Source organism: Saccharothrix sp. (assembly GCF_031180885.1).
Lineage (GTDB): Bacteria > Actinomycetota > Actinomycetes > Mycobacteriales > Pseudonocardiaceae > Actinosynnema.
In genome coordinates this window covers 80,702-100,180 of record NZ_JAPSLK010000007.1, presented here as the reverse complement: position 1 = coordinate 100,180, position 19,479 = coordinate 80,702, and the positions used below count along the sequence as shown (strand labels likewise).

The following is a 19,479-nucleotide window of genomic DNA, read 5'->3' as shown; positions in this document are numbered from 1 at the left end:
GTCGACCCGCCGCCGGGGTCCGGGAACCCTCACCACGTCACGGGAAGTTCGGTCACGCCACCGGTGATGGTGGTGCGGACCTCCAGGTCCTCGACCCGCTTGACCAGCCGCAGACCGGGCACGCGGCGGGCGAGGGCGGCGAACACGACGCGCAACTCGGTGCGGGCCAGGCTCGCGCCGATGCAGAAGTGCCCGCCGTGCCCGAAGCCCAGGTGGGTGCGTTCCGGGCGGTCGGGGTTGAACACCTCGGCGTCGCTGTAGACCGACGCGTCGCGGTTGGCGGCGTTGATCGACAGGACCACGGCGTCGCCGCGCTTGATGGTGACACCGGCGACGTCGACGTCGACGTGCGCGTACCGCAGCAGCCCGAGGTCGCCGGGCGCGCCCAACCGCATGATCTCCTCGACGGTGGCGTTGACCCGGCCGTCGGGGTCGGCGGTCAGCGCCTCCCACTGGTCGCGGTGGGTGAGCAGGAACAGCGTGCCCAGGCCGATGCGGTTGACCGTGGTCTCGTGGCCGGCGAACAGCAGCCCGACGCAGAGCTTGACCATCTCCAGGTAGTCGAACGACGCGTCGGCGCTCTGGGCGGCCACCAGGTCGGAGATCACGTCCTCGCCCGGTCGCGCGCGCTTGGCCTCGACGAGCCCGATCATGTACTGGCTGAACTCCCCGAACGCCCGGTGGGCGTCCTCGCCGATGGCGAGGTTGGACATGCGCTCGGACAGCGAGTGGAAGTACTCGCGGTCGCTCTCCGGCGCGCCGAGCAGTCGGCAGATGACCGCGACCGGCAGCGGGAACGCCAACCCGGCGTGCAGGTCGACCACCCCGTCGGGGGAGGCGGCGTGCTCGGCCACCAGCTGGTCGATGTAGCCGTCGACCAGTTCGTGCATGTATCCGGACAGCAGGTTCATCCGCTTGGCGGAGAACGCGGGGGTCAGCAGCCGACGCATGCGGGCGTGGTCGGCTTCCTCGGTCTCGTAGTTGCCGGTGGGCCCGTCCAGGATCGCGGCGGTCGACAGGCGCGCGGCCCGTTCCGGCTCGGGGTGGGACCGGCCGAGCCGCTTGTCGCCGAGCAGGTCGCGGACCTCTTCGTAGCGGGTGACCAGCCAGGCGGGGTCCCCGGTCGGCGTGGTGACCCGCGCGACGGGCGCCTCCCGGCGCAACGTGTCGTACAGCGGCGCGAGGTCGAGGACGTTCGGCCTGGCGAACGGTAATTGCGGGCGCTCCGCGGCAATGCTCATGGCTCTCCTCCCGTGATCCTCAAGCACTCCCGACCGTAGCAGCTTTATTGGCAGTGGCTGCCGGTAAAGTTGGCCGGCCCGGGTGGACGTGTTTGAATCGCCCGGTGGACGACGTCGCGATCGACCGGGAGCAGGCGGTGCGGCCCCGCCGGGGCCGGCCGCCGGTGAGCGACCGGCAGCGGCAGCGGCAGCGCCTCGACATCTCCCGCCACGCGGTCCGCCTGTTCGCCGAGCACGGCGTGGCCGCCACCTCGGGCGAGCAGATCGCCCGCGCCGCCGGCGTCTCCGAACGCACGCTGTGGCGCTACTTCCGCAGCAAGGAGAGCTGCGTGGAACCCTTGCTGGCCAACGCGATCGACGCCTTCCGCGCGGTCCTGCGCGCTTGGCCCGCCGAACTGGAACTGACCGAGCACCTGCGGGCGGCGTACACGCCCGTCCTGGACTCGGCGTCGGACGCGGACCTGGAGGCGGTGCTCGCCGTGGTCCGGATGACCCGTGACGAGCCGGCCCTGCGCGCCGCCTACCTCATGCTCCGCGAACGCTCGGAGGACACCTTCGCCGAAGTGCTCGCCGAACGCTCAGGCGCCGCACCCGACTCCGTCGAGATCCGCGTGCAGGCGGCGGCGATGAGCGCGGTGCTGAAGGTGGCGACCGACCACCTGGCCCACGTCACGGCGGCGGGCATCACCTCGGAAACCCTGCGCCGGCACCGTGAAGACGTCGCCGCGGCGGTCGAACTGGTCATCCGGGGCCTGTCCGACAACACGTGACCCACGCTGAGGACTGCCGGCACGCCTGGGAGATGGCGCAAGACGCCGAAGGGCGGCAACCGGAGCGTCCGGTTCGCCTCCCGCCGCAGCGGGCACTCGGTCGGTTCGCGCAACGGTAACTCGAATGGCGGATGCCGAAGGGGTGTCGTGAACGGACACTGACAGCGGCCTGGGAGCGCTCCCAGAAATCTGGTGATGCGCCCGACCGGACCCCTGTCGTCGATCAACGAGGATTTGGCGGTACACATGCCCCGCTTCACGGAGAACCCCGCCCACCGACCGGAAGCCACGCGCCCGCCCGCGTCACCCCGCGCCCGGGTCTGGCGGGTGTCGGCGGTCTTCGGCGCCTGCCTGTCGCTGCTGACGACCCTGCTGGTGGTGACCTTCGGCGCGGGCAACGCCGCGGCCCACGGCGCCGTCAGCGACCCGCCGTCGCGCCACTACGGCTGCTACCACCGCTGGCCCAACGGCCCGTCGCCGCAGATGGCCAGCGAAGACCCCATGTGCTACCAGGCGTGGCAGGCCGACCCCTCGGCTATGTACAACTGGAACGGCCTGCTGCGCGAAGGCGTCGCCGGCAACCACCAGGCGGCCGTTCCCGACGGGCAGCTGTGCAGCGGCGGCCTGACCTTCAACGGCCGCTACGCCGCGATGGACAAGGTCGGCGCGTGGATCGCACCGAACAAGCCCAGCCGGTTCACGCTCAACCTCAACGACACCTCCTCGCACGGCGCCGACTACATCCGCGTCTACGCCACCAAGCAGGGCTTCGACCCCAAGACGCAGGCCCTGAAGTGGAGCGACCTGGAACTGGTCGGCCAGACCGGCAGGATCCCCACCGGCAACCGGACGCCCGTCGAGATCAACGCGCCCGGCCGCAGCGGCCACCACGTCCTGTTCACCGTGTGGCAGGCCAGCCACCTCGACCAGAGCTACTACGCGTGCAGCGACGTGACCTTCACCGACGGCGGCACCACGACCACCACCACGACCACCACCACGCTGCCCAGCACCACAAGGACCACGACCACCACGACCACCACGACGACCACCACGACCACGACGACCAACCCGTCGGCGGGCTGCTCGGCCGCGTTCCGGGTCGTCTCCCAGTGGAACGGCGGCTTCCAGGCCGAGGTGCGCGTCACCGCGGGCGCCGCGCCGATCAACGGCTGGACGGTGAACTGGACGTTCACCAACGGTGAGCAGATCAACTCCTCGTGGAGCGCGACGCTGACCACCAGCGGGTCCACCGTCACCGCCCGCAACGCCGCCTACAACGGCTCGCTGGGCGCGGGAGCCGGCACGGCCTTCGGCTTCGTCGCCTCGGGGACCGCCGGCACACCCACCCCCACCTGCACCCCGGCCTGATCACCCGCGGGTCCGCCCACCACCGTTCACCGTGGTGGGCGGACCCGGGTCCACTGTGGACACGGTCGCGCGGTCCGCGCGCGAGCGTCAGGCCCTCGGGGAGCGTGGAGCGGGCTCACGGGCGAGGTCGTCGATGGTCCGGGCCTCGTCCAGCGGCAGGTCGAACACCGTCCGGAGCACCTTCAGCCGGTCGATCAGGTCGACGTCCGCGCCGTGGAGGATGCGGGCGACCAGGACCGCGTCGCCGCCGGCCGCCGCGATGCGCCGGTACTCGTCAAGGCCCAGTCCGGCTGGGGGAGACGGGGCCTCAGGGGGCGTGGCCGGCGCAACCGGCTCGGCGGACTCGGAGCCGGATTCGTAGTAGGCGCAGGCGAGTTGAAGTGAGCGGGCGAGGGCTTGGACGCGTTCGAGGGCCGGCGCGTCGGGTGGGATGTCGTGGGCGGTCGCCAGGTCGGCCACCGCCCGGAGCAGGGCGGCGCCGGCGGCGTCGGCGAACGGGGTCACCGGCGTGCGAGGGCGTCGCGGGCCTCGTCGAGTTCCCGTTGGACGGTGTCGAGGTAGGGCTCGTACCCGGGCATGATCCGGGGCATCAGCTCCAGGAACCTCGTCCCCGCGGCCACGAAGCCGTCGAGCAGCCCGGCCCGGGGGCACACGACGGGGTGAACGCCCTGCCCGGACACCAGAACCGTGTCGCCGTCGACGACGAGCCGCACCTCGGCCAGCGAGTCGAAGCAGCGGTAGGTGTGGGAGCCGCCGGCCACGAGGATCGGGACCGATCGCAGGCACAGCCCGGACACGGCGTAGCGCAACGCGTCCTGGATCCGGGCCTGCTGCCCGGTGCCCGGGTCGATGACCACGGCACCGGCTTCGAACCCGAGGTCGCGTCCCGTGGGCTGATCGGGCTGCCCCGCGGCCAGGTCGTCCAGCGGGACGTAGGTCAGGTCGTCGGCGTCCGGGTCCGGCTCGAACCCCAGTTCCAGCGCCACCCGCATCACTGCACCCCCGTGATCAGCGCCCGGAACGCACGCATCTCGTCCAGCACGAAGTTTACGACGCCCGGCCCGCGGACCGGGTGGAACGACACGACGGACAGGTTGCCGCCGACCGAGTCGACCATGACCCGCGCGGTGACCCCGTTCCCGAGGGTGACTTCCAAGAACTGCCCCAGGTTCGACGCGGTCAGCCGTCCCTGCGCCTGCAGCAGCCCGAGCGCCTCGTCCAGGAACGTGGCGACGTCGCCCGCGCTGGTGCCCGGCGGCCACAGCGTGTTGTCGACGTTCATGTTCCCCGCGGTGAAGCGGAAGAACAGGTCGACGTGGCGTTCGAGGTAGTGCGACATCCGGTGCATGACGATCCGGGCGGCGCCGATGGAGAACCGGCCGGTGGCGATGGACGTGGGCACGGGCGCGTTCGGGGCCGCCCCGGGCATGGGGAACGGGAAGCGGTTGAGCGCCTGGGCCAGCCGGCGGAACTCGGCCGGCACCCCGTTCGCCAGGGCGAGCATCCGTTCGATCCGTTCGACCGGAAAACCACGTGCCACGGCCAGGTCCATCAGGTCCGCCAACGCCCCCGCGTTGCCCGCGCCGGCCTGCTCCATGTAGCGCACCAGCCGTGCCAGGTCCGGCACGTGCCCGCGCAGCCGGGCCAGCGCCGCGGTGTCCCGGGCGGCGAGTTCCAGCAGGCGTGCGATGTCGTCGACGGTCGCCGCGCCGGGCTGGGTGAGCAGGTCCATCAGCAGAGCGGGGTCGTCACCGGCGTTGCGCAGCATGGTCTCCAGGCGGACCACGTCGTCCCCGACCGCCCGCCGCAGGGCGCGGAAGTCTTCGGCGCTGCGGCAGCCGTCGACGAGCCGGCGCAGGCGGGCGGCGTCGTCACCGAGGGCGCGGACGTCGCGCAGGAACGCGGGGGCGCCGCCGACGTCGTTGACCAGACCGGCCAGGCGGGCGGCGTCGTCGCCCAGGGCGCGGACGTAGCGGGTGAAGGCGGGGGCGCCGCCCACGTCGTTGACCAGCGCGGCGAGCCGGCCCACGTCGTCCCCGAGCTGACCGAGGTACCGGGCGAAGCGATCCGCGCCGCCGACCGCCCGCATCACCTCCGCGAGCCGGGCCGCGCCGCCGAACGCGGTGGCACACGCTTCCAGCCGGGCGCCGGAGCCCAGGGCGTCGAGAGCCGCCAGCAACGCCCTGGCACTGCCGAAGTTCCCGATCAGCTCCAGCACCCGGGCGGCGGTGCCCAGCTCGTCCAGGAGCCGGACGATGTCCTCGAACCGGCGGACCGAGTTGATGAGCCGCATCGCCAAGCCCGCGTCGCCGACCCGGTCCAGGATCAGCAGGGCCCGTTCGACGCTGCCGAGGACCCGGATCGCCCGGACCGCCTCACCCAGCCCGCCCAGCCGTCGGGCCAGCTGCGCGACCAGCCCGAGCTTCGTGATCGACGTCAGCCCGCGCAGCTCGGCCGCGCTCAGCGCGGCGAGCGCGAACTCGAACAGCGCCCGCCCGACCAGGCGGCCCCGCTCCCGCCACGTCAGGTTCGGCTGGGTGATGGCGAGGTAGACGTAGTAGGCCCCCATCGACAGGCCGACCACCAGCCCGATCACGAGCAGGCCGACGAGCAGCGCCTCCCAGCCGAAGAGCACGACGACGACCACCGCGACGATCACGACGACGGCGATGATCACCCAGCCGACCACGGTGGTGACCAGCGTCCACAGGCCCTTCAGCAGGTCGAGCACGGCCAGCCCGACGCCTTCGAGGACGCCGAGCAGGAAGTCGCCGAGGTTGCTGAAGAACGAGCCGACGGAGCTGAGGAAACCGCCCTCGCTGCTGCTGGTCCTGGCCTCCCGCAGTGCCCCGTCGAGGTCGGCGCCGAACTTGGTCAGCTGGGTGTCCTGCCGGGCCAGGCCGTCGTCGACCTGCCCCGCCATCCGGCCGCGCTCGTCCTCGACCCGGCGCGCCCAGCCCGCGGCGGTGTCCCGCACCGCCGTGGCCGAGGCCGTGTCCGCCTCCCGGCGCGGCGCGCGCATCTGGGCGGTGCCCTCGCCGAGGACCCGGTCCATCTCCCGGCGGGCCGTGTCGACGGACTGCGTCAACCGGCCGCCCAGCTCCTGGCGGACGGTCGCGAGCCCGCTCGTGACCTGGGCCGCGCGGGTCGCGACCTGGGTGTCGGCCTCGGTCGCCGCCTGGTCGACGGACGTCGCGAACTGCTCCGCGGTCGACTGGTGCTCGCCGTCCGCTCGGTCGATCTCCGCGGCGATGTCGGAGACCGCCTGGTTCGTGCTGTCCGGGTCCCCGCCGCCCTCGTGCACCCGTTCGATCGCCCAGTCGAGTTCGGCCAGGTCTCTTCGCGTGGCCTGGTCGAACCGGCCGAGCGTGTCGGTGACCTGCTGGTCGATCGCGGACGCCATCGCGGCCTCGCCGGACCGCAGCTCCCGGACCTTGGCGTCCCGGTCCCGGGCGAGCCGGGTGGTGACCGCCCGCACCGCGTCCTGCAGGCTCGTCACGGCGGCGGTCGCCGCTTCCCGGATCGCCCGGGTCGTCTCGGTGTGGCTGTCGCCGACCGCGTTCGTGGCCCGGACGAAGAAGCCGGTCAACTCCCGGCGCCCGTCCACGGCCTCGCCGGTGATGTGCCCGGCCACGTCGGCGCCCTGCTGCCGCACGCCGGTGGCGACCTCCTGGGCCGAGGTGCGCAGGCGTTGCTGGACCTGGGGGAGCCGGCGACCGCGGACCTCGCGGATGAACTGCGCGGTGCCCTCGTTGCCGGCGGCCGGCCCGGCCCGCTCGTCGACCATCTCGGCCGCCCGGCGGGCCCGTTCCTCGCCCCCGGCCACCGCCCGGGTCGCCTCGCTCGCGGCGGTGTCGCGGACCTGGCCGGCGTTGGTGCGGGCGGAGTCGTCCAGACTCGCGGTGCGCGCGCGGGTGAGCCCGCTCAACTCGTCCCGCTCGGTGCCCGCGTCGGCCGCCGCCTGGGCGAGGTGTTCGGTCTCCGCCGAGCGGACCTGCTGGATGCGGTCGGCGAGTTCCCGGTTGATCTGCTCGATGGTGGCGTCGTACTCGCGTCCGACGTTCTGGGCCTGCGTGGTGAAACTGCGGCCGACCGACTCCCGGTAGGCACGCGCGACCTGCTCGATCCGAGCCCGCCGCCGCGCCGCACCCTCGACCACACCGGCCCGCTTCCGGTGGAGCGTGGCCAGGGCGCCGGCCAGGACACCCGTGGCGTCGCTTTCACCTCCGGCGGCTCCAGGGGCATCCGACTGCGGTCCGGCATCACCGCGCACGGTGCCAGGAGCGCTCGCCAGTTCCCCGCCGGTCTGCTCGGCCGCGGGGACGACGGCCGGCCCGGGTGCAGGACCGTTGGAACCGGTTTCCGCTCCCGCTGTTCTTGTGCCGACCGGCCCGTCGCCGCGCGGCCCGGACTCCGGAGGCGCGGCAACGGCCAGGCTCCTCGTTCCGCCCGGCCCGGTTCCTCCCGCTCGACCGGCCGTCCGATCGCCCGTCGGCGCGTCCTGCTCACGCCCGTCGGGGCGGGGTCCGGCGTCCTGGTCTGTCTGGCGGAGCAGGGTGGCGACCGCCCGGTTGCCGGCCGACCGCTGCAACCGCCGGGTCACGCCGGGCGTGATCACGGCCCGCGGCTGCTCCGGGTTTCCGGTCTGTGGCAAGGTTTCCGGCTGCCGCGCGGGTTCGAGGGGCCTTCGCGCCGGAGACTCGTTCTCCGCCGCCTCGAGGACGTCCGGTCGCTGCTGCTCGGGCACCCCGCCCTCCCGCTGCTTGTGCGCATCGACCGCGCCCGGGCTCTTACCGCACGCTATCCACCAGGGGCAGCGAAGTCACTGGTTTGCCCACATGGGCGCACCTTCGGGCAGGGGACAGGTCGAAACGGCCGAACCGGGGTGCGCCTCGTGCGCCCTGACCCGCGTTCCGGCGCGTGACCGGAGCCGGCCCGCCATGAGCGTGCGCCGGCCGGTCAGTCGATCGTGCTCAGCAGTCGGCTGATCTCGGCCACGGCGTCGCGCGCGCCGTCGCCGTGGGCGCGGACGGTGACGGTGGTGCCGGCGGTCGCGCCCAGGCCCATCACGGCGAGGATGCCGGTCGCGTCGACCGTCCTGCCCTCGTGGGAGATTTCGAGCCCGCACCCCAGTCGGGCCGCTGCCCTGGCCAGCCGGCCCGCGGGGCGCGCGTGCAGGTGCGCGGGAAGCACGACTTCGGTCTCGGCGGTGTGCCGAGAGGTGTCAGAACTTGGTGGCATGGCGGGCCTCCCGGGCCGAGGTGGTGACGGTGGCGAGGTCGGCGCCGCTCGCGGCCGTGACGGCGGCGGCGACGGCGCCCTCGACGAACGGGGCGTCCACGAGCACCACGTCGTCCTGGGCGTGGTCCTCCAGCACCGCGCGGGCGGTGATGACCGAGCTGCCGAGGTCGGGCAGGACGACGACACCGCGGCCGTGGTCGGCGTCCTTCACGGCCGCGGCGATCGCGTCGTAGCTGGTGCCGATCCGGCCGTCGGCGGTGCCCCCGGCGGCGATCACCGAACCCGGCTGGACACCGAGCTGGTCGAGCAGGGCGCGCAGTCCGGAGGCCAGCTCCGCGCTGTGCGACACGAGTACGATCCCGACAGGCTTCATGAACGGGATACTGTCATGCTGAACAACGGTCAGCAATACTGAATCGAGGTCTGTGGTGGTCCAGTCGGTGCAGCGGGCGGTCCAGATCCTGCGGCTGCTGAGCGCGGGAGGGCCGCGGCTGGGACTGGCGGAACTGGCCGAGCGGGTCGGGGTCGCCAAGCCCACGGTGCACGCGCTGTTGCGCACGCTGGAGGCGGAAGGGCTGGTCGCGCAGGACCGGCAGACCGGCAGGTACGTGCTGGGGCCGGGCGTGCTCGCGCTCGGCAACGCGTTCCTGGAGACGCACGAGCTGCGGATGAGGTCGCTGACCTGGGCCGATCTCCTGGCCGCGCGCGTGGGCGAGGCGGTCTGGGTCGCCGTGCTGACCGGTGACCACGTCCTGGTCGTGCACCACGCCTTCCGCCCGGAGGGCGCGGTGCAGATCCTCGAGGTCGGCGCGAGCATCCCGTGGCACACGTGTGCGCTGGGCAAGGCGATCGCGGCGTTCCTGCCGGAGCAGCGGCAGGCGGAACTGCTCGCCGCGCCGCTGCCGCCCCTGACCGGCCAGAGCCTGACCGACCCGGACGCCCTCGACGCCCAGTTGGCGCAGGTCCGAACCACCGGCTACGCGGTCGAGGACCAGGAGTCCACGCTCGGCGACGCGGGGATCGCCGCGCCGGTGTTCGACCGGTCCGGCCTGGCCGGCGCCATCGGCGTGGTCGGACCGGTCGAGCGGCTGCTGGCCGACGGGCGGAGCCGGGACCTGGCCGTCCAGGTGCGGGAAGTGGCCCGCCAGCTGTCCCGTGAACTGGGCGCGGGCCGTGCCGCGGTGGGTCGCGCGCCGGCCTGACGGCGGGCGGACCCCTTGACAGTGACCTGGGCCACGCCTATCTTTCCTCGCGTTCAGCAATAACGACCGCCGTTCAGTATTCTGGACACTGGTTCCCGCCGAGGAGGTGACGCCCGCACTGTCGCGGGCGGTCCCGCATGGCCGACAACCCATCCCCCCAGGCATTGACCGCCGAGGCGCTCGGCACCGCGGCGCTGGTGTTCATCGGCGTCGGATCGGTCCCCGCCACCCTGATCGTGGGTGGCGACGCACCGTTCACCATGGCCCAGTTGGGCATGATCTCCCTGGCCTTCGCGACCGCCGTGGTCGCGATGGTCCACACGATCGGGCACGTCTCCGGCTGCCAGATCAACCCGGCCGTCACGCTCGCGCTGGCCGCGAGCGGGCGGATGCCGTGGCGGCACGTGCCCGGCTACCTCGCCGCGCAACTCGCCGGCGCGACGCTGGGGGCGCTCGCCATCGTCGCCGTGCTCGGTCGCAAGGCCGTCGACGTCGGGCTCGGCATCGCCTCCTACAGCGCCGACGTCGGCGCGGGCCAGGCGTTCACCGCCGAGGCGATCGGCACGTTCCTGCTCGTGCTGGTGGTGCTCGGCGCGATCGACCGGCGCGCGCCGCAGGGCTTCGCGGGCGTGGCCATCGGACTGGCGGTCTTCGCGATCATCATCCCGATCGCCCCGGCCACCGGCGCGTCGATCAACCCGGCCCGCACGTTCGGGCCGATGCTGACCGGGCAGCTGTTCGGCGGGACCGTCCACTGGGGACAGTTGCCGGTGTACCTGGCCGCCGAGATCGCCGGCGGGCTCGTCGCCGCCGCCGTCTACCACCTCATCGCCACCACCCGGCGCGTCGCCGGGCAGCCGGCGCCGGTCCGGGCCGAAGGAGTCCTGTCGTGAAGAAGCTCATCAACTCGCCCGAGTCGGTGCTGACCGACGCGCTGGCCGGCATCGCCGCGGTGCACCCCGAACTGAGGGTCGACCACGACCGGCGGATCATCGTCCGGGCCGACGCGCCGAGAACGGGGAAGGTCGCGCTGGTCTCCGGCGGCGGTTCCGGCCACGAGCCGCTGCACGGCGGGTTCGTCGGGCCGGGCATGCTCGACGCCGCCTGCCCCGGCGAGGTCTTCACCTCCCCGGTGCCCGACCAGGTCCTGGCCGCGGCCAAGGCCGTCGACGGCGGCGCGGGCGTGCTGTTCGTGGTCAAGAACTACACCGGCGACGTGATGAACTTCCGGCTCGCCGCCGAACTGGCCGCCGACGAGGGCATCGCGGTGCGCACCGTGCTGGTCGACGACGACGTCGCCGTGCAGGACTCCACGTGGACGGCGGGCAGGCGCGGCACCGGCGCCACCGTGTTCGTGGAGAAGATCGCCGGCGCGCTCGCCGACCGGGGCGCGGACCTGGACAAGGTCGCCGAGATGGCGGAGAAGGTCAACGCGGCGTCGCGGTCGTTCGCCGTCGCGCTCACCGCCTGCACCACGCCGGCGGCCGGGCGGCCCGGCTTCGACCTGCCCGCGGACGAGATCGAGATCGGCGTGGGCATCCACGGCGAACCCGGCCGCAGCCGCGGCAAGCTCGCGCCGGCCCGGGAACTCGTCGGCCTCGCCATGGACGCGATCCTCACCGACCAGCCGCTGGACGCCGGCGACAAGGTCATCGTGCTGGTCAACGGCCTCGGCGGCACCCCGCTCATCGAACTCTACGTGGCGGCGGCCGAGGTCGCCGCCGTGCTCGCCGCGCGCGGGGTGCGCATCGGCGCGAGCCTGGTCGGCAACTACGTGACCAGCCTCGACATGGCCGGGGTCTCGATCACCGTCTGCCGCGCCGACGACGAGATGCTCGACCTGTGGGCTGCGCCGGTGACGACGCCGGGGCTGCGGTGGGGGAACTGATGACGCACCATTCGCGCACCGGGCACGATGGCGGCATCGCCGTTCGCAACGAGGAGGATCCGGTGGACGTCACCATGGTCAACGCGTGGATCCGGGCGGTCGCCGCGGCGGTCGAGGAGCACCGCGACCAGCTCACCCAGCTCGACGCCGCGATCGGGGACGCCGACCACGGCGCCAACATGTCCCGCGGCTTCACCGCCGTCGTCGCCACGCTCGACGACTTCCAGCCGAAGACCGTCGGCGATGTGCTGGTCAAGACCGGCAGCACGCTGATGTCCACTGTGGGCGGAGCGTCCGGTCCGCTGTACGGCGCGGCGTTCCGCGCCGCGGGCAAGGCGCTGACCGGACCGACGGCCTCCCCGGACCAGCTCGTCGCCGCCCTGCACGCGGCCACGGCCGCGGTGACCCAGCTCGGCGCGGCCACCCCCGGTGACAAGACCATGCTCGACGCCCTCGCGCCGGCGGTGACCGCGCTGGAGGAAACCCTCTTCCACGGCGCCGACCTGGCCGCCGCGACCGAGGCCGCCGCCAAGGCGGCGCAGGACGGGGCGCACTCCACCACCCCGCTGCAAGCCCGCAAGGGTCGCGCGTCCTACCTGGGACCGCGCAGCATCGGTCACCAGGACCCGGGCGCGACCTCCACCGCGTTGATCTTCACCGCGCTGGCCGCCGTGGTGGCAGCCGGATGAGCCGCCGGCGCTTCACCGGACGCGCGGCCAGCCCCGGCACCGCCGTCGGCGTGCTCCGCCGCACCGACCGACCCCTGCCCACCGCACTGCCCTGGAACGTGATCGGCAACCCCGTCACCCGGATCACCGAGGCCTTCCAAGCCGTTGCCGCCGACCTGCTGTCCACATCGGAGCGACTGCGCGCCGAAGACCGCGCCGAGGACGCCGACATCCTGGAGGTCATCAGCTACCTGGCGATGGACACCGAGCTGCGCGCGCTGGCCGTCCAGCACGCCAAGAGCGGCCTGCCGCTCGCGACGGCCGTGCAGCAGGCCGTGGACCACCACGCCTCGGCGCTCGCGGCCCTGTCCGACCCCACCCTCGCCGAACGCGCGGCCGACGTCCGCCAGGTCGGCAAGCGCGTGATCGCCCGGCTGCACGACCACGACCGCGGGCACGACCCCGACGGCCCGGTGGTCCTGGTGGCCCACGAGATCGGCGCGGCCGACCTGCTCGAACCGGCCACCGCGGTCGCCGCGGCGGTCTCGGTCACCGGCGGCTTCAGCTCCCACGCCGCGATCGTGGCGCGCTCACTGGGCATCCCGCTGCTCGTCGGCGTCCACCCCGCGGTGCTGGAGCACGCCGACGGCGCACCCGTCGCGGTCGACGGCGTCCAGGGCAAGATCGTCGTCAACCCCGGTTCGGCCGAGCAGGCCGCCGCGCTCGGGGCGATGCGCGCCGCCCAGCGGCACCGGGAAGCCCTTGCCGCGGAACGACATCTGCCCGCGCAGACCCGTGACGGCCACACGATCACGTTGCGCGCCAACATCGCCACCACCGTCGAGGCCCGCGCCGCGGTCAAGGCCAACGCGGACGGGGTGGGCCTGCTGCGCACCGAACTGCCCTTCCTCGACGCCCGCGAGTGGCCGAGCGAGGCGCAGCACAGCAGCGTCCTGCGGCCCGTGCTGCGCGTGCTGGCCGGGCACCCGGTCACCGTGCGCACGCTCGACTACGCCGACGACAAGCTGCCGCCCTTCCTGTCCGGGGGCCGGACCGGCCGGTTGGGGCGGGGCCTGCCGCTCATGCTGGCCGAGCCCGACGCGTTCGCCCGCCAGTTCCGGGCGATCCTGGCGAGCGCGGGGGAGAGCCACGTCCGCATCATGATCCCGATGGTGGCGACAGCCGGCGAACTGGACGCCTGCCGCGACATGCTCACCCGCGTCGCCCGTGAACTCGGCACCCCGGCGCCCCCGCTGGGGGCGATGATCGAACTGCCCGAGGCCGTCGCCGCGGTCGAGGACATCGCCGCCCGCGCCGACTTCCTGTCCATCGGCAGCAACGACCTCACCGGCCAGGTCCTCGGCCTGGACCGCCGCGACCCCGCGTTGACACCGCAACTCGCCGCGCACCCGGCCGTGCTGCGCGCCATCGCCGACACCATCGCCGCCGCCCACCGCCACCGCCAACGCGTTTCGATCTGCGGCGACGCCGCCGCGCACCCGCTGGTCGTGCCCTTGCTGACCGGCCTCGACTGCGACGTCCTGTCCACCGCGCCGGCCCACCTCGACCAGGTCCGCGCCACCATCCGCCGCCTCGACCACACGACCTGCGCCGAGGTGGCCCGCCACGCCCTCACCCTCTCCACGGCGGAGGAGGTCTGGGACCTCGTCCGCGACCAGTGCGGCCCGCGACTTCCCTGATCCGCCTCGCCCGGCATCGACAGTCCACAATGGAGGGAGCTGCTGCGGCGGCCGGGCCATCGCACCCCGGCCCTGTCGTTGCCCAGTAGCGCAATCCGCCCCGGACGAGCACGCTCCTCTGGCAAAATCCGCGCAACGAGGGCGCAGCGGCGCGCGTTGTCGACGACCGCGGTTGCGTGCGACGAACGGGTCAAGGGGGTAGTGCGCCATGAACGGTCACACACGAAGAATCCGGTCGAGATCGGTGGCAGTCGGCCTGCTCGCGGTCGCGGCTCTGGTCGCGTCGACGCCGGCCGTGGCGGTGGCCGCCGACCGGCCGGCGTACCTCAGCGTCGGCAGGTACCCGGTCGCGGTCGAGGTCAGCCCGAACGGGTTCTTCGCGTACGCCACCAGCGCGGAGGACCGGACGGTCACGGTCATCGACACCGCGAGCAGGACGATCAGCGGCGTCATCAACGTCGGCGCGCGGGCCGGCAACATCGCGTTCACCCCGGACAGTCGCACCGCGTACCTCACCGACGGGGGAGACCTCAACACCGACAAGGGCACGGTGCTGGCGATCGACACCGCGACCAGGGCGGTCACCAGGATCTCGGTGCAGCCGCTGGTCAGCCCGAACGCCGTCGCCGTCACCCCGGACGGGAAGAAGGCCTACGTCACCGGCGCCAACCACCTGTCGGTGATCGACACCGCGACCAACGTCCCCCGCGCGCTCGACATCGGCTACGTCACCTTGACGGACGTGGCGGTCACGCCCGACGGCTCACGCGTCTACCTCACGGACTACCGCACCCGCAGCATCGTGGTGCTCAGCACCGCGACCGACAGCGTGATCGCCACGGTGCAGCTGCCCACCACCCCCAGCCGACTCGCCATCATGCCGGACGGCCGACGTGTGTACGTCACCAGCTACATGGACAACAAGGTGTACATGATCGCCACGGCGGGCAACTACGTCGGAGCCACCATCGACGTGGCCGGGTCGCCCAGGGGTCTCGCCGCCGCGCCGAACGGTCGCCAGGTCCTCGTCACCAGCCACTACGGGCACACCCTGCTGGCGATCGACGTGGCCACCAACACGATCGCCTCCACCGAACCGGTCGGCGTCCACCCGTCGCACGTGGCCTTCACGCCGGACGGCACGGAGTACTACCTGATCCAGGACGCGGGCCAGTACATCTCGGTCCACGACGCGAACGGCGCGCCCGCACCCGGCAGCGACCGCGTGGTGCGCGGCGAGCGCCTGACCGCCGGCCAGTACCGGACGTCGCGGGACGGCAGGTTCCGGCTGGTCATGCAGTCGGACGGCAACCTGGTGCTCTACACCGCGACCGGCGAGGCGCTGTGGCACACCCACACCCACGGCTCCGGCGCCACTTACGCGGTCCTCCAACCCGACGGCAACTTCGTCCTCTACACACCCGCAGGCGTCGCCAAGTGGCACACCAACACGTGGAACACCACGTCCGACCGCCTGGTCGTGCAGAACGACTCCAACGTGGTGCTCTACCAGTCCGACGCCCTCGCCCAGTGGCACCGCTGGAAGTAACCAGGCCGGGGTCGTTGCCACGGGCATTCCGCATTCCTGCGGAAACGCGGGGTCACCGGGCAATACGTCCGGGTCATTCCGGCTCACTCGATGGGTGGGTTTCGCGGACTCGATCCAAGGGAACGTGCTTCCGTCGAATCGGCTGATCCCCCATTTCACGGAAACGGAGCCGACGATGGCAGCCCCCACCACCACGACCTCGAACTCGGCGGCGGCACAGGCGATGAACACCCTCACCGCGCAGTGGTACAACGCCGTGACCGCCGGCTGCGGCCTGGACCCGCAGACCTTCCAGCTGGCGCAAGGGTTCATGCAGCTCGGCACGACGTCCCAAGCGCTGTGGCAGACGTTCGACGCCGTGCCGCCCGTCTCCCTCACCCACTACTGGAACCCCACGCAGTACAACAGCTTCGCCGCGACCTACGGCGGGGTGATCAACAACCTGATCCCCCAGGACTCGGGCCAGTTCCAGAGAACCATGGGCGACTACTACCCCCAGTGGGTGGAGTACCTGCACTCGACACCGCCACCGGTCATCCCCAACCCCGGCGGCATCCTCGAGCTGTTCCACCAGTGGGAGCAGCTGAACATGCCGCCCGGGCAGGGCCAGGCCGCGTACACCGAGTACCAGCAGGTGTCGCAGGGCGTCGTGCCCGTCGCGGTGCAGATGTGGCTGAACGCGGGCGGCGGCACCGGCGGCGTCAAGGCGTACAGCAACACGATCGAGGACCTGAACAACCAGCTCAACAACACGCCGTTGAGCAAGCAGGTCACCATGGACAGCGCCACGGAGTCCAGCGACGTCAACCACACGTGGGCGAGCGGCGAGGTCGGCGGCGCCGTCGACTTCTTCCTCGGCCACTCGGCGGGCGACTGGGACAAGCTCACCACGACGGTGGCGCAGGCGGGCGTCGAGATCCAGGCGAAGTTCAACCACTTCGTCACCTTCGTCACCGGGCCCCTGGCGCAGCCCAGCACCAACCCGCTGCTGTCGAAGTACCAGCCGTGGTACGACAGCGAGGCCATCAGCCTGGCCTACCAGAACGACAACTACTACGTCTGGAACCAGAACCCGCCCACCTGGCAGGGCACCTTCGGGCCCAGCGGCAACCTCCAGTACGTGACCACGGCGCTCGTGGTGGTCAGCGGCGTGACGGTGACCATCGAGTCGGCGGCCACGTTCGACTCCAGCCAGCAGGAGTCGATCAAGTCGTCCGCGGAGGTCGGGTTCTTCCCGTTCTTCGAAGCCGAGTCCTCGGGCGGCTGGCAGCACGACTTCACGTTCAACGACGAGGGGCAGATGAGCGTGACCTCCACGGTGCCCGACGGCGTCGAAGTCGTGCTCGGTGTGATCGTCACACCCTCGTCGGCCCAGTTCGGGTGATCGTCATGCCGATCACCATCGCCCGGGGCGAGAAGATGAGGAACCGGACCGCGCCCAACAAAAGGCAGATCCGCGACATGGACTCCGCGCTGGAGCTGGCCCAGTACGCCGACCTGTGGCGCCAACGGACGACGATCTCCCAGTACGGCGTCGTCCGCATCGACAACCAGGGACCGTGGAGCGCGGGCCCGGGCCAGAACATCCAGGCGCAGATGGGCAACACCAGCATCGCCGGCGTTCTCCTGGCCAACACGCTCGGCAACGCCGTGAACCCGATCGACCAGGCCGCCGTGGTCGCCGCCGTGCGCCAGGCCATGGACCAGTCGGCGCAGGACGGGTACTTCTACGAGGTGACGGGAACCGTGCCCGAAGCCCCGGCCGAACCCGAACCGGGCGTCCCCGACCAGGCCGTCACGGCCGAGACCACCTCGGGATAGCCCCGATTTCGTCGGCGGGTTCGGGCGCGACCGCCGGCCCGAGCCCCGCCGACCGGCCGCCCGATCGTTCCGAGGGCCGCTCGCCGCCGCCGAGCGGGACGTGACCGTGGTGGTCATCGTGGTGTTCCTGCCATGTCCCGCAGGCCGGTGCCGAAGTCGACGAGCGCCCGGGTCGCGTGGCCGTTGCAGGCTCCGCCGTGGTGGATCGCCAGGGTCGCGGGTTCGAGCGCGACGAGCCGGTCGAGGGCGGCGAAGGTGTGGCCGCCGATCGGGATGACGTCCGGGAACGCCCGCATCAGCGACAGAGCGGGTTCCACCACGTCACTGTCGGTGACCGGTGGTCGGTGTCCGAGCTGGGCGAGCAGGTCGCTGGTGAACAGCGTCGCGGTGGTCGTCTCGAACGCCATGACGGCGTCCCAGCAGTGCGGCACGTGCGGCGTGGCGAGCAGGCGCAGCCGGTGCCGGCCGAGGTCCACCGCTCCACCGTCCGGCACGGTGCGGGTCGGCTTGACGGCGAAGTCGTCGGCGTTGAGCGCGGCCCCGAATTCGGTGTGCACCGGCAGCGCGTGGGGCGCGAACTCCAGGAACTCGTTGAGCGCCCCGGTCTCGTCGGCCTCGAAATGGGACCACGAGACCCACCGCAGCCGCTCCGGGTCGAGCACGCGCGCGATGCCGTCGAGGGTTTCCCGGAACATCGCCCTCGGGCCGGTGTGGAACAGCAGCGGCTCGTCGTCGAGGATCAGGAACTGGTTCAGGCTCAGGTCGTCGTCCTCGACGAACGTGGCGATGCGGTAGACACCGTCGGCTATTTCGTCCACCTCGGGCATGACGCCTCCTTCAGCAGTCGTGCGTCACGCTAGGAGCCCCGGACGCCGGAGGTCGATCCCACGACTCTGGGATCCTTGCCGGAAACTGGCCGACCGGGCGGGACGGACCTACCCTCCCCCTGTGCGGGCAGACGTGGCGGACCGCGCGGTCGACGGGCTGGACCGCCTGGCGGGCTCCGGCCTGGCACTCACGTCGTTCTGGCAGGCGGCCACGACGTGGGTCCGGCGTGTCGTGCCGTTCGACTTCTTCCCGTGCTGGTACACGCTGGACACGGTGTCGCTGCTGCTCACCGGGCACTACAACGCGCAACTGCCCGTCGCCGACCACGAGGTTCCGGTCATCACCGACTACCTCGAGGACCGGTACGACCCGGCCACGATCCACCACCTCCCGACCGTGAGCACCACCGAGCAGGCCGCACCGGGCGATCCGCGTCGCTGGTCGACCTACCGGAGCCTGCTCGCCGCCGAGGACGCCGAGCACGAGCTGACCGCCTTGCTGCGGGAGAACTCGACCTGCTGGGGCGCCGTCACCCTGCACCGGGCGACGGCCAACCGGCCGTTCGACGGGGAGGAGGTCGACTTCCTCGCCCGGATCGCACCCCTGCTCGCGCGGGGCACCAGGCGAGCGCTCCGCACCGCCCCGGCCTCCTGTTCGCCCCGCGATGAGGCACCGGGGGTGGTGCTGCTGGACGAACACCTCGACGTGGTGTCGGCGACCGCGGAAGCCGAGCGCTGGATGTCCGGACTGCCCGGCGGTGTCGACGCGTCCACCGGTCGGCTGCCCTGGTCGGTGTTGGCGGTGGCCGCGCGGGCGCGCCGCGCGGCCCACGGGGAGAAGCCGGCGGACACCCGGACCGCGAGTGCCCGCGTACCGTCCCGCTCCCACGGCTGGGTGGCCCTGCACGGCTCCCCGCTGCACGGCTCACCCGAGCTGCGCATCTCGGTGGTCCTGGACTCGGCGTCACCCGGTTCGCGCAGGGAACTCCTGCTCAGGGCGAGCGGCCTGTCCGACCGCGAGCACGAGGTGGCCGGCCTCGTGACCCGCGGCTACTCCACCCGGGAGATCGCGCGGATGCTGTGCCTCTCCCCGTACACCGTCCAGGACCACCTCAAGGCCGTGTTCGCCAAGACCGGCGTCCACAGCCGCCGCGAGCTGATCTCCGCCGGCGCCCTCGCACCCTGACCGGAGCGCCTGGGC

The 19,479-nt window shown here is 72.5% G+C and carries 18 protein-coding genes; 11 read left to right on the top strand and 7 right to left on the bottom strand.

Going from position 1 to position 19,479, the window contains the following annotated elements; genetic code table 11:
* Positions 1-29: 29 nt before the first annotated feature.
* Positions 30-1,241 carry a cytochrome P450 gene (locus RIN75_RS12510; protein ID WP_309112029.1) on the bottom strand — a complete coding sequence of 404 codons (1,212 nt, stop codon included), beginning with the start codon at positions 1,239-1,241 and terminating at the stop codon, positions 30-32.
* Between the two features lie 104 nt (positions 1,242-1,345).
* On the opposite strand from RIN75_RS12510, the gene RIN75_RS12505 reads away from it, so the two are divergent.
* Together RIN75_RS12505 and RIN75_RS12500 are read left to right on the top strand one after the other, a co-directional pair.
* Positions 1,346-2,011 carry a helix-turn-helix domain-containing protein gene (locus RIN75_RS12505; RefSeq protein ID WP_309112028.1) on the top strand — a complete coding sequence of 222 codons (666 nt, stop codon included), beginning with the start codon at positions 1,346-1,348 and terminating at the stop codon, positions 2,009-2,011.
* 246 nt (positions 2,012-2,257) lie between these two features.
* Entirely contained in the window at positions 2,258-3,382 is a 1,125-nt protein-coding gene (locus tag RIN75_RS12500; RefSeq protein WP_309112027.1) for a lytic polysaccharide monooxygenase, read from the top strand.
* 87 nt (positions 3,383-3,469) lie between these two features.
* Here RIN75_RS12500 and RIN75_RS12495 read toward each other — a convergent pair whose 3' ends face one another.
* The 5 genes from RIN75_RS12495 to dhaM all read right to left on the bottom strand — a co-directional run bounded on the left by RIN75_RS12495 (position 3,470) and on the right by dhaM (position 8,996).
* Positions 3,470-3,886: a hypothetical protein gene (locus RIN75_RS12495; protein ID WP_309112026.1), complete on the bottom strand. Its 417-nt coding sequence runs from the start codon at positions 3,884-3,886 to the stop codon at positions 3,470-3,472.
* The gene (locus tag RIN75_RS12490; RefSeq protein ID WP_309112025.1) at positions 3,883-4,374 is read right to left on the bottom strand and encodes a hypothetical protein; all 492 of its coding nucleotides are present in this window, start codon (positions 4,372-4,374) and stop codon (positions 3,883-3,885) included. The genes RIN75_RS12495 and RIN75_RS12490 overlap by 4 nt, the downstream gene beginning before the upstream one ends.
* Complete coding sequence (locus RIN75_RS12485; protein ID WP_309112024.1) at positions 4,374-7,541, bottom strand: hypothetical protein; 3,168 nt, start codon at positions 7,539-7,541, stop codon at positions 4,374-4,376. Before RIN75_RS12485 ends, RIN75_RS12490 begins: the two co-directional genes overlap by 1 nt.
* Positions 7,542-8,341: 800 nt before the next feature.
* On the bottom strand, positions 8,342-8,623 hold the full coding sequence (locus RIN75_RS12480) for an HPr family phosphocarrier protein (protein WP_309112023.1): 282 nt from the start codon (positions 8,621-8,623) through the stop codon (positions 8,342-8,344).
* Positions 8,607-8,996, bottom strand: coding sequence for a dihydroxyacetone kinase phosphoryl donor subunit DhaM (gene dhaM / locus RIN75_RS12475; RefSeq protein WP_309112022.1), 390 nt, complete (start codon positions 8,994-8,996; stop codon positions 8,607-8,609). The genes RIN75_RS12480 and dhaM overlap by 17 nt, the downstream gene beginning before the upstream one ends.
* Positions 8,997-9,051: 55 nt before the next feature.
* Here dhaM and RIN75_RS12470 point away from each other — a divergent pair, with 55 nt between their 5' ends.
* The 8 genes from RIN75_RS12470 (at position 9,052) to RIN75_RS12435 (ending at position 17,451) form a co-directional block, all read left to right on the top strand.
* Entirely contained in the window at positions 9,052-9,825 is a 774-nt protein-coding gene (locus tag RIN75_RS12470) for an IclR family transcriptional regulator (RefSeq protein WP_309112021.1), read from the top strand.
* Between the two features lie 137 nt (positions 9,826-9,962).
* On the top strand, positions 9,963-10,718 hold the full coding sequence (locus RIN75_RS12465; protein WP_309112020.1) for an aquaporin: 756 nt from the start codon (positions 9,963-9,965) through the stop codon (positions 10,716-10,718).
* Positions 10,715-11,713 carry a dihydroxyacetone kinase subunit DhaK gene (dhaK, locus tag RIN75_RS12460; protein WP_309112019.1) on the top strand — a complete coding sequence of 333 codons (999 nt, stop codon included), beginning with the start codon at positions 10,715-10,717 and terminating at the stop codon, positions 11,711-11,713. Before RIN75_RS12465 ends, dhaK begins: the two co-directional genes overlap by 4 nt.
* Positions 11,713-12,402: a dihydroxyacetone kinase subunit DhaL gene (gene dhaL, locus RIN75_RS12455; protein WP_375295945.1), complete on the top strand. Its 690-nt coding sequence runs from the start codon at positions 11,713-11,715 to the stop codon at positions 12,400-12,402. The genes dhaK and dhaL overlap by 1 nt, the downstream gene beginning before the upstream one ends.
* Positions 12,399-14,081, top strand: coding sequence for a putative PEP-binding protein (locus RIN75_RS12450; protein WP_309112018.1), 1,683 nt, complete (start codon positions 12,399-12,401; stop codon positions 14,079-14,081). The genes dhaL and RIN75_RS12450 overlap by 4 nt, the downstream gene beginning before the upstream one ends.
* 244 nt (positions 14,082-14,325) lie before the next feature.
* Positions 14,326-15,630 (top strand): hypothetical protein, encoded by a 1,305-nt coding sequence (locus tag RIN75_RS12445; protein ID WP_309112017.1) that lies wholly within the window; start codon positions 14,326-14,328, stop codon positions 15,628-15,630.
* Positions 15,631-15,805: 175 nt separating this feature from the next.
* Positions 15,806-17,014: a hypothetical protein gene (locus tag RIN75_RS12440; RefSeq protein ID WP_309112016.1), complete on the top strand. Its 1,209-nt coding sequence runs from the start codon at positions 15,806-15,808 to the stop codon at positions 17,012-17,014.
* Positions 17,015-17,019: 5 nt separating this feature from the next.
* Complete coding sequence (locus tag RIN75_RS12435) at positions 17,020-17,451, top strand: hypothetical protein (protein WP_309112015.1); 432 nt, start codon at positions 17,020-17,022, stop codon at positions 17,449-17,451.
* 113 nt (positions 17,452-17,564) lie between these two features.
* Here the strand turns inward: RIN75_RS12435 and RIN75_RS12430 are convergent, their stop codons facing one another.
* On the bottom strand, positions 17,565-18,278 hold the full coding sequence (locus RIN75_RS12430; RefSeq protein WP_309112014.1) for a hypothetical protein: 714 nt from the start codon (positions 18,276-18,278) through the stop codon (positions 17,565-17,567).
* 121 nt (positions 18,279-18,399) lie between these two features.
* On the opposite strand from RIN75_RS12430, the gene RIN75_RS12425 reads away from it, so the two are divergent.
* On the top strand, positions 18,400-19,464 hold the full coding sequence (locus RIN75_RS12425) for a helix-turn-helix transcriptional regulator (protein WP_309112013.1): 1,065 nt from the start codon (positions 18,400-18,402) through the stop codon (positions 19,462-19,464).
* Positions 19,465-19,479 lie beyond the last annotated feature (15 nt).

Excerpts from the sequence above, each read along its gene's own strand:
- RIN75_RS12510 (WP_309112029.1), bottom strand. The coding sequence starts at position 1,241 with ATGAGCATTGCCGCGGAGCGCCCGCAATTACCGTTCGCCAGGCCGAAC.
- RIN75_RS12500 (WP_309112027.1), top strand. The coding sequence starts at position 2,258 with ATGCCCCGCTTCACGGAGAACCCCGCCCACCGACCGGAAGCCACGCGC.
- RIN75_RS12490 (WP_309112025.1), bottom strand. The coding sequence starts at position 4,374 with ATGCGGGTGGCGCTGGAACTGGGGTTCGAGCCGGACCCGGACGCCGAC.
- RIN75_RS12480 (WP_309112023.1), bottom strand. The coding sequence starts at position 8,623 with ATGCCACCAAGTTCTGACACCTCTCGGCACACCGCCGAGACCGAAGTC.
- dhaM (WP_309112022.1), bottom strand. The coding sequence starts at position 8,996 with ATGAAGCCTGTCGGGATCGTACTCGTGTCGCACAGCGCGGAGCTGGCC.
- RIN75_RS12465 (WP_309112020.1), top strand. The coding sequence starts at position 9,963 with ATGGCCGACAACCCATCCCCCCAGGCATTGACCGCCGAGGCGCTCGGC.
- dhaL (WP_375295945.1), top strand. The coding sequence starts at position 11,713 with ATGACGCACCATTCGCGCACCGGGCACGATGGCGGCATCGCCGTTCGC.
- RIN75_RS12450 (WP_309112018.1), top strand. The coding sequence starts at position 12,399 with ATGAGCCGCCGGCGCTTCACCGGACGCGCGGCCAGCCCCGGCACCGCC.
- RIN75_RS12440 (WP_309112016.1), top strand. The coding sequence starts at position 15,806 with ATGGCAGCCCCCACCACCACGACCTCGAACTCGGCGGCGGCACAGGCG.
- RIN75_RS12435 (WP_309112015.1), top strand. The coding sequence starts at position 17,020 with ATGCCGATCACCATCGCCCGGGGCGAGAAGATGAGGAACCGGACCGCG.
- RIN75_RS12430 (WP_309112014.1), bottom strand. The coding sequence starts at position 18,278 with ATGCCCGAGGTGGACGAAATAGCCGACGGTGTCTACCGCATCGCCACG.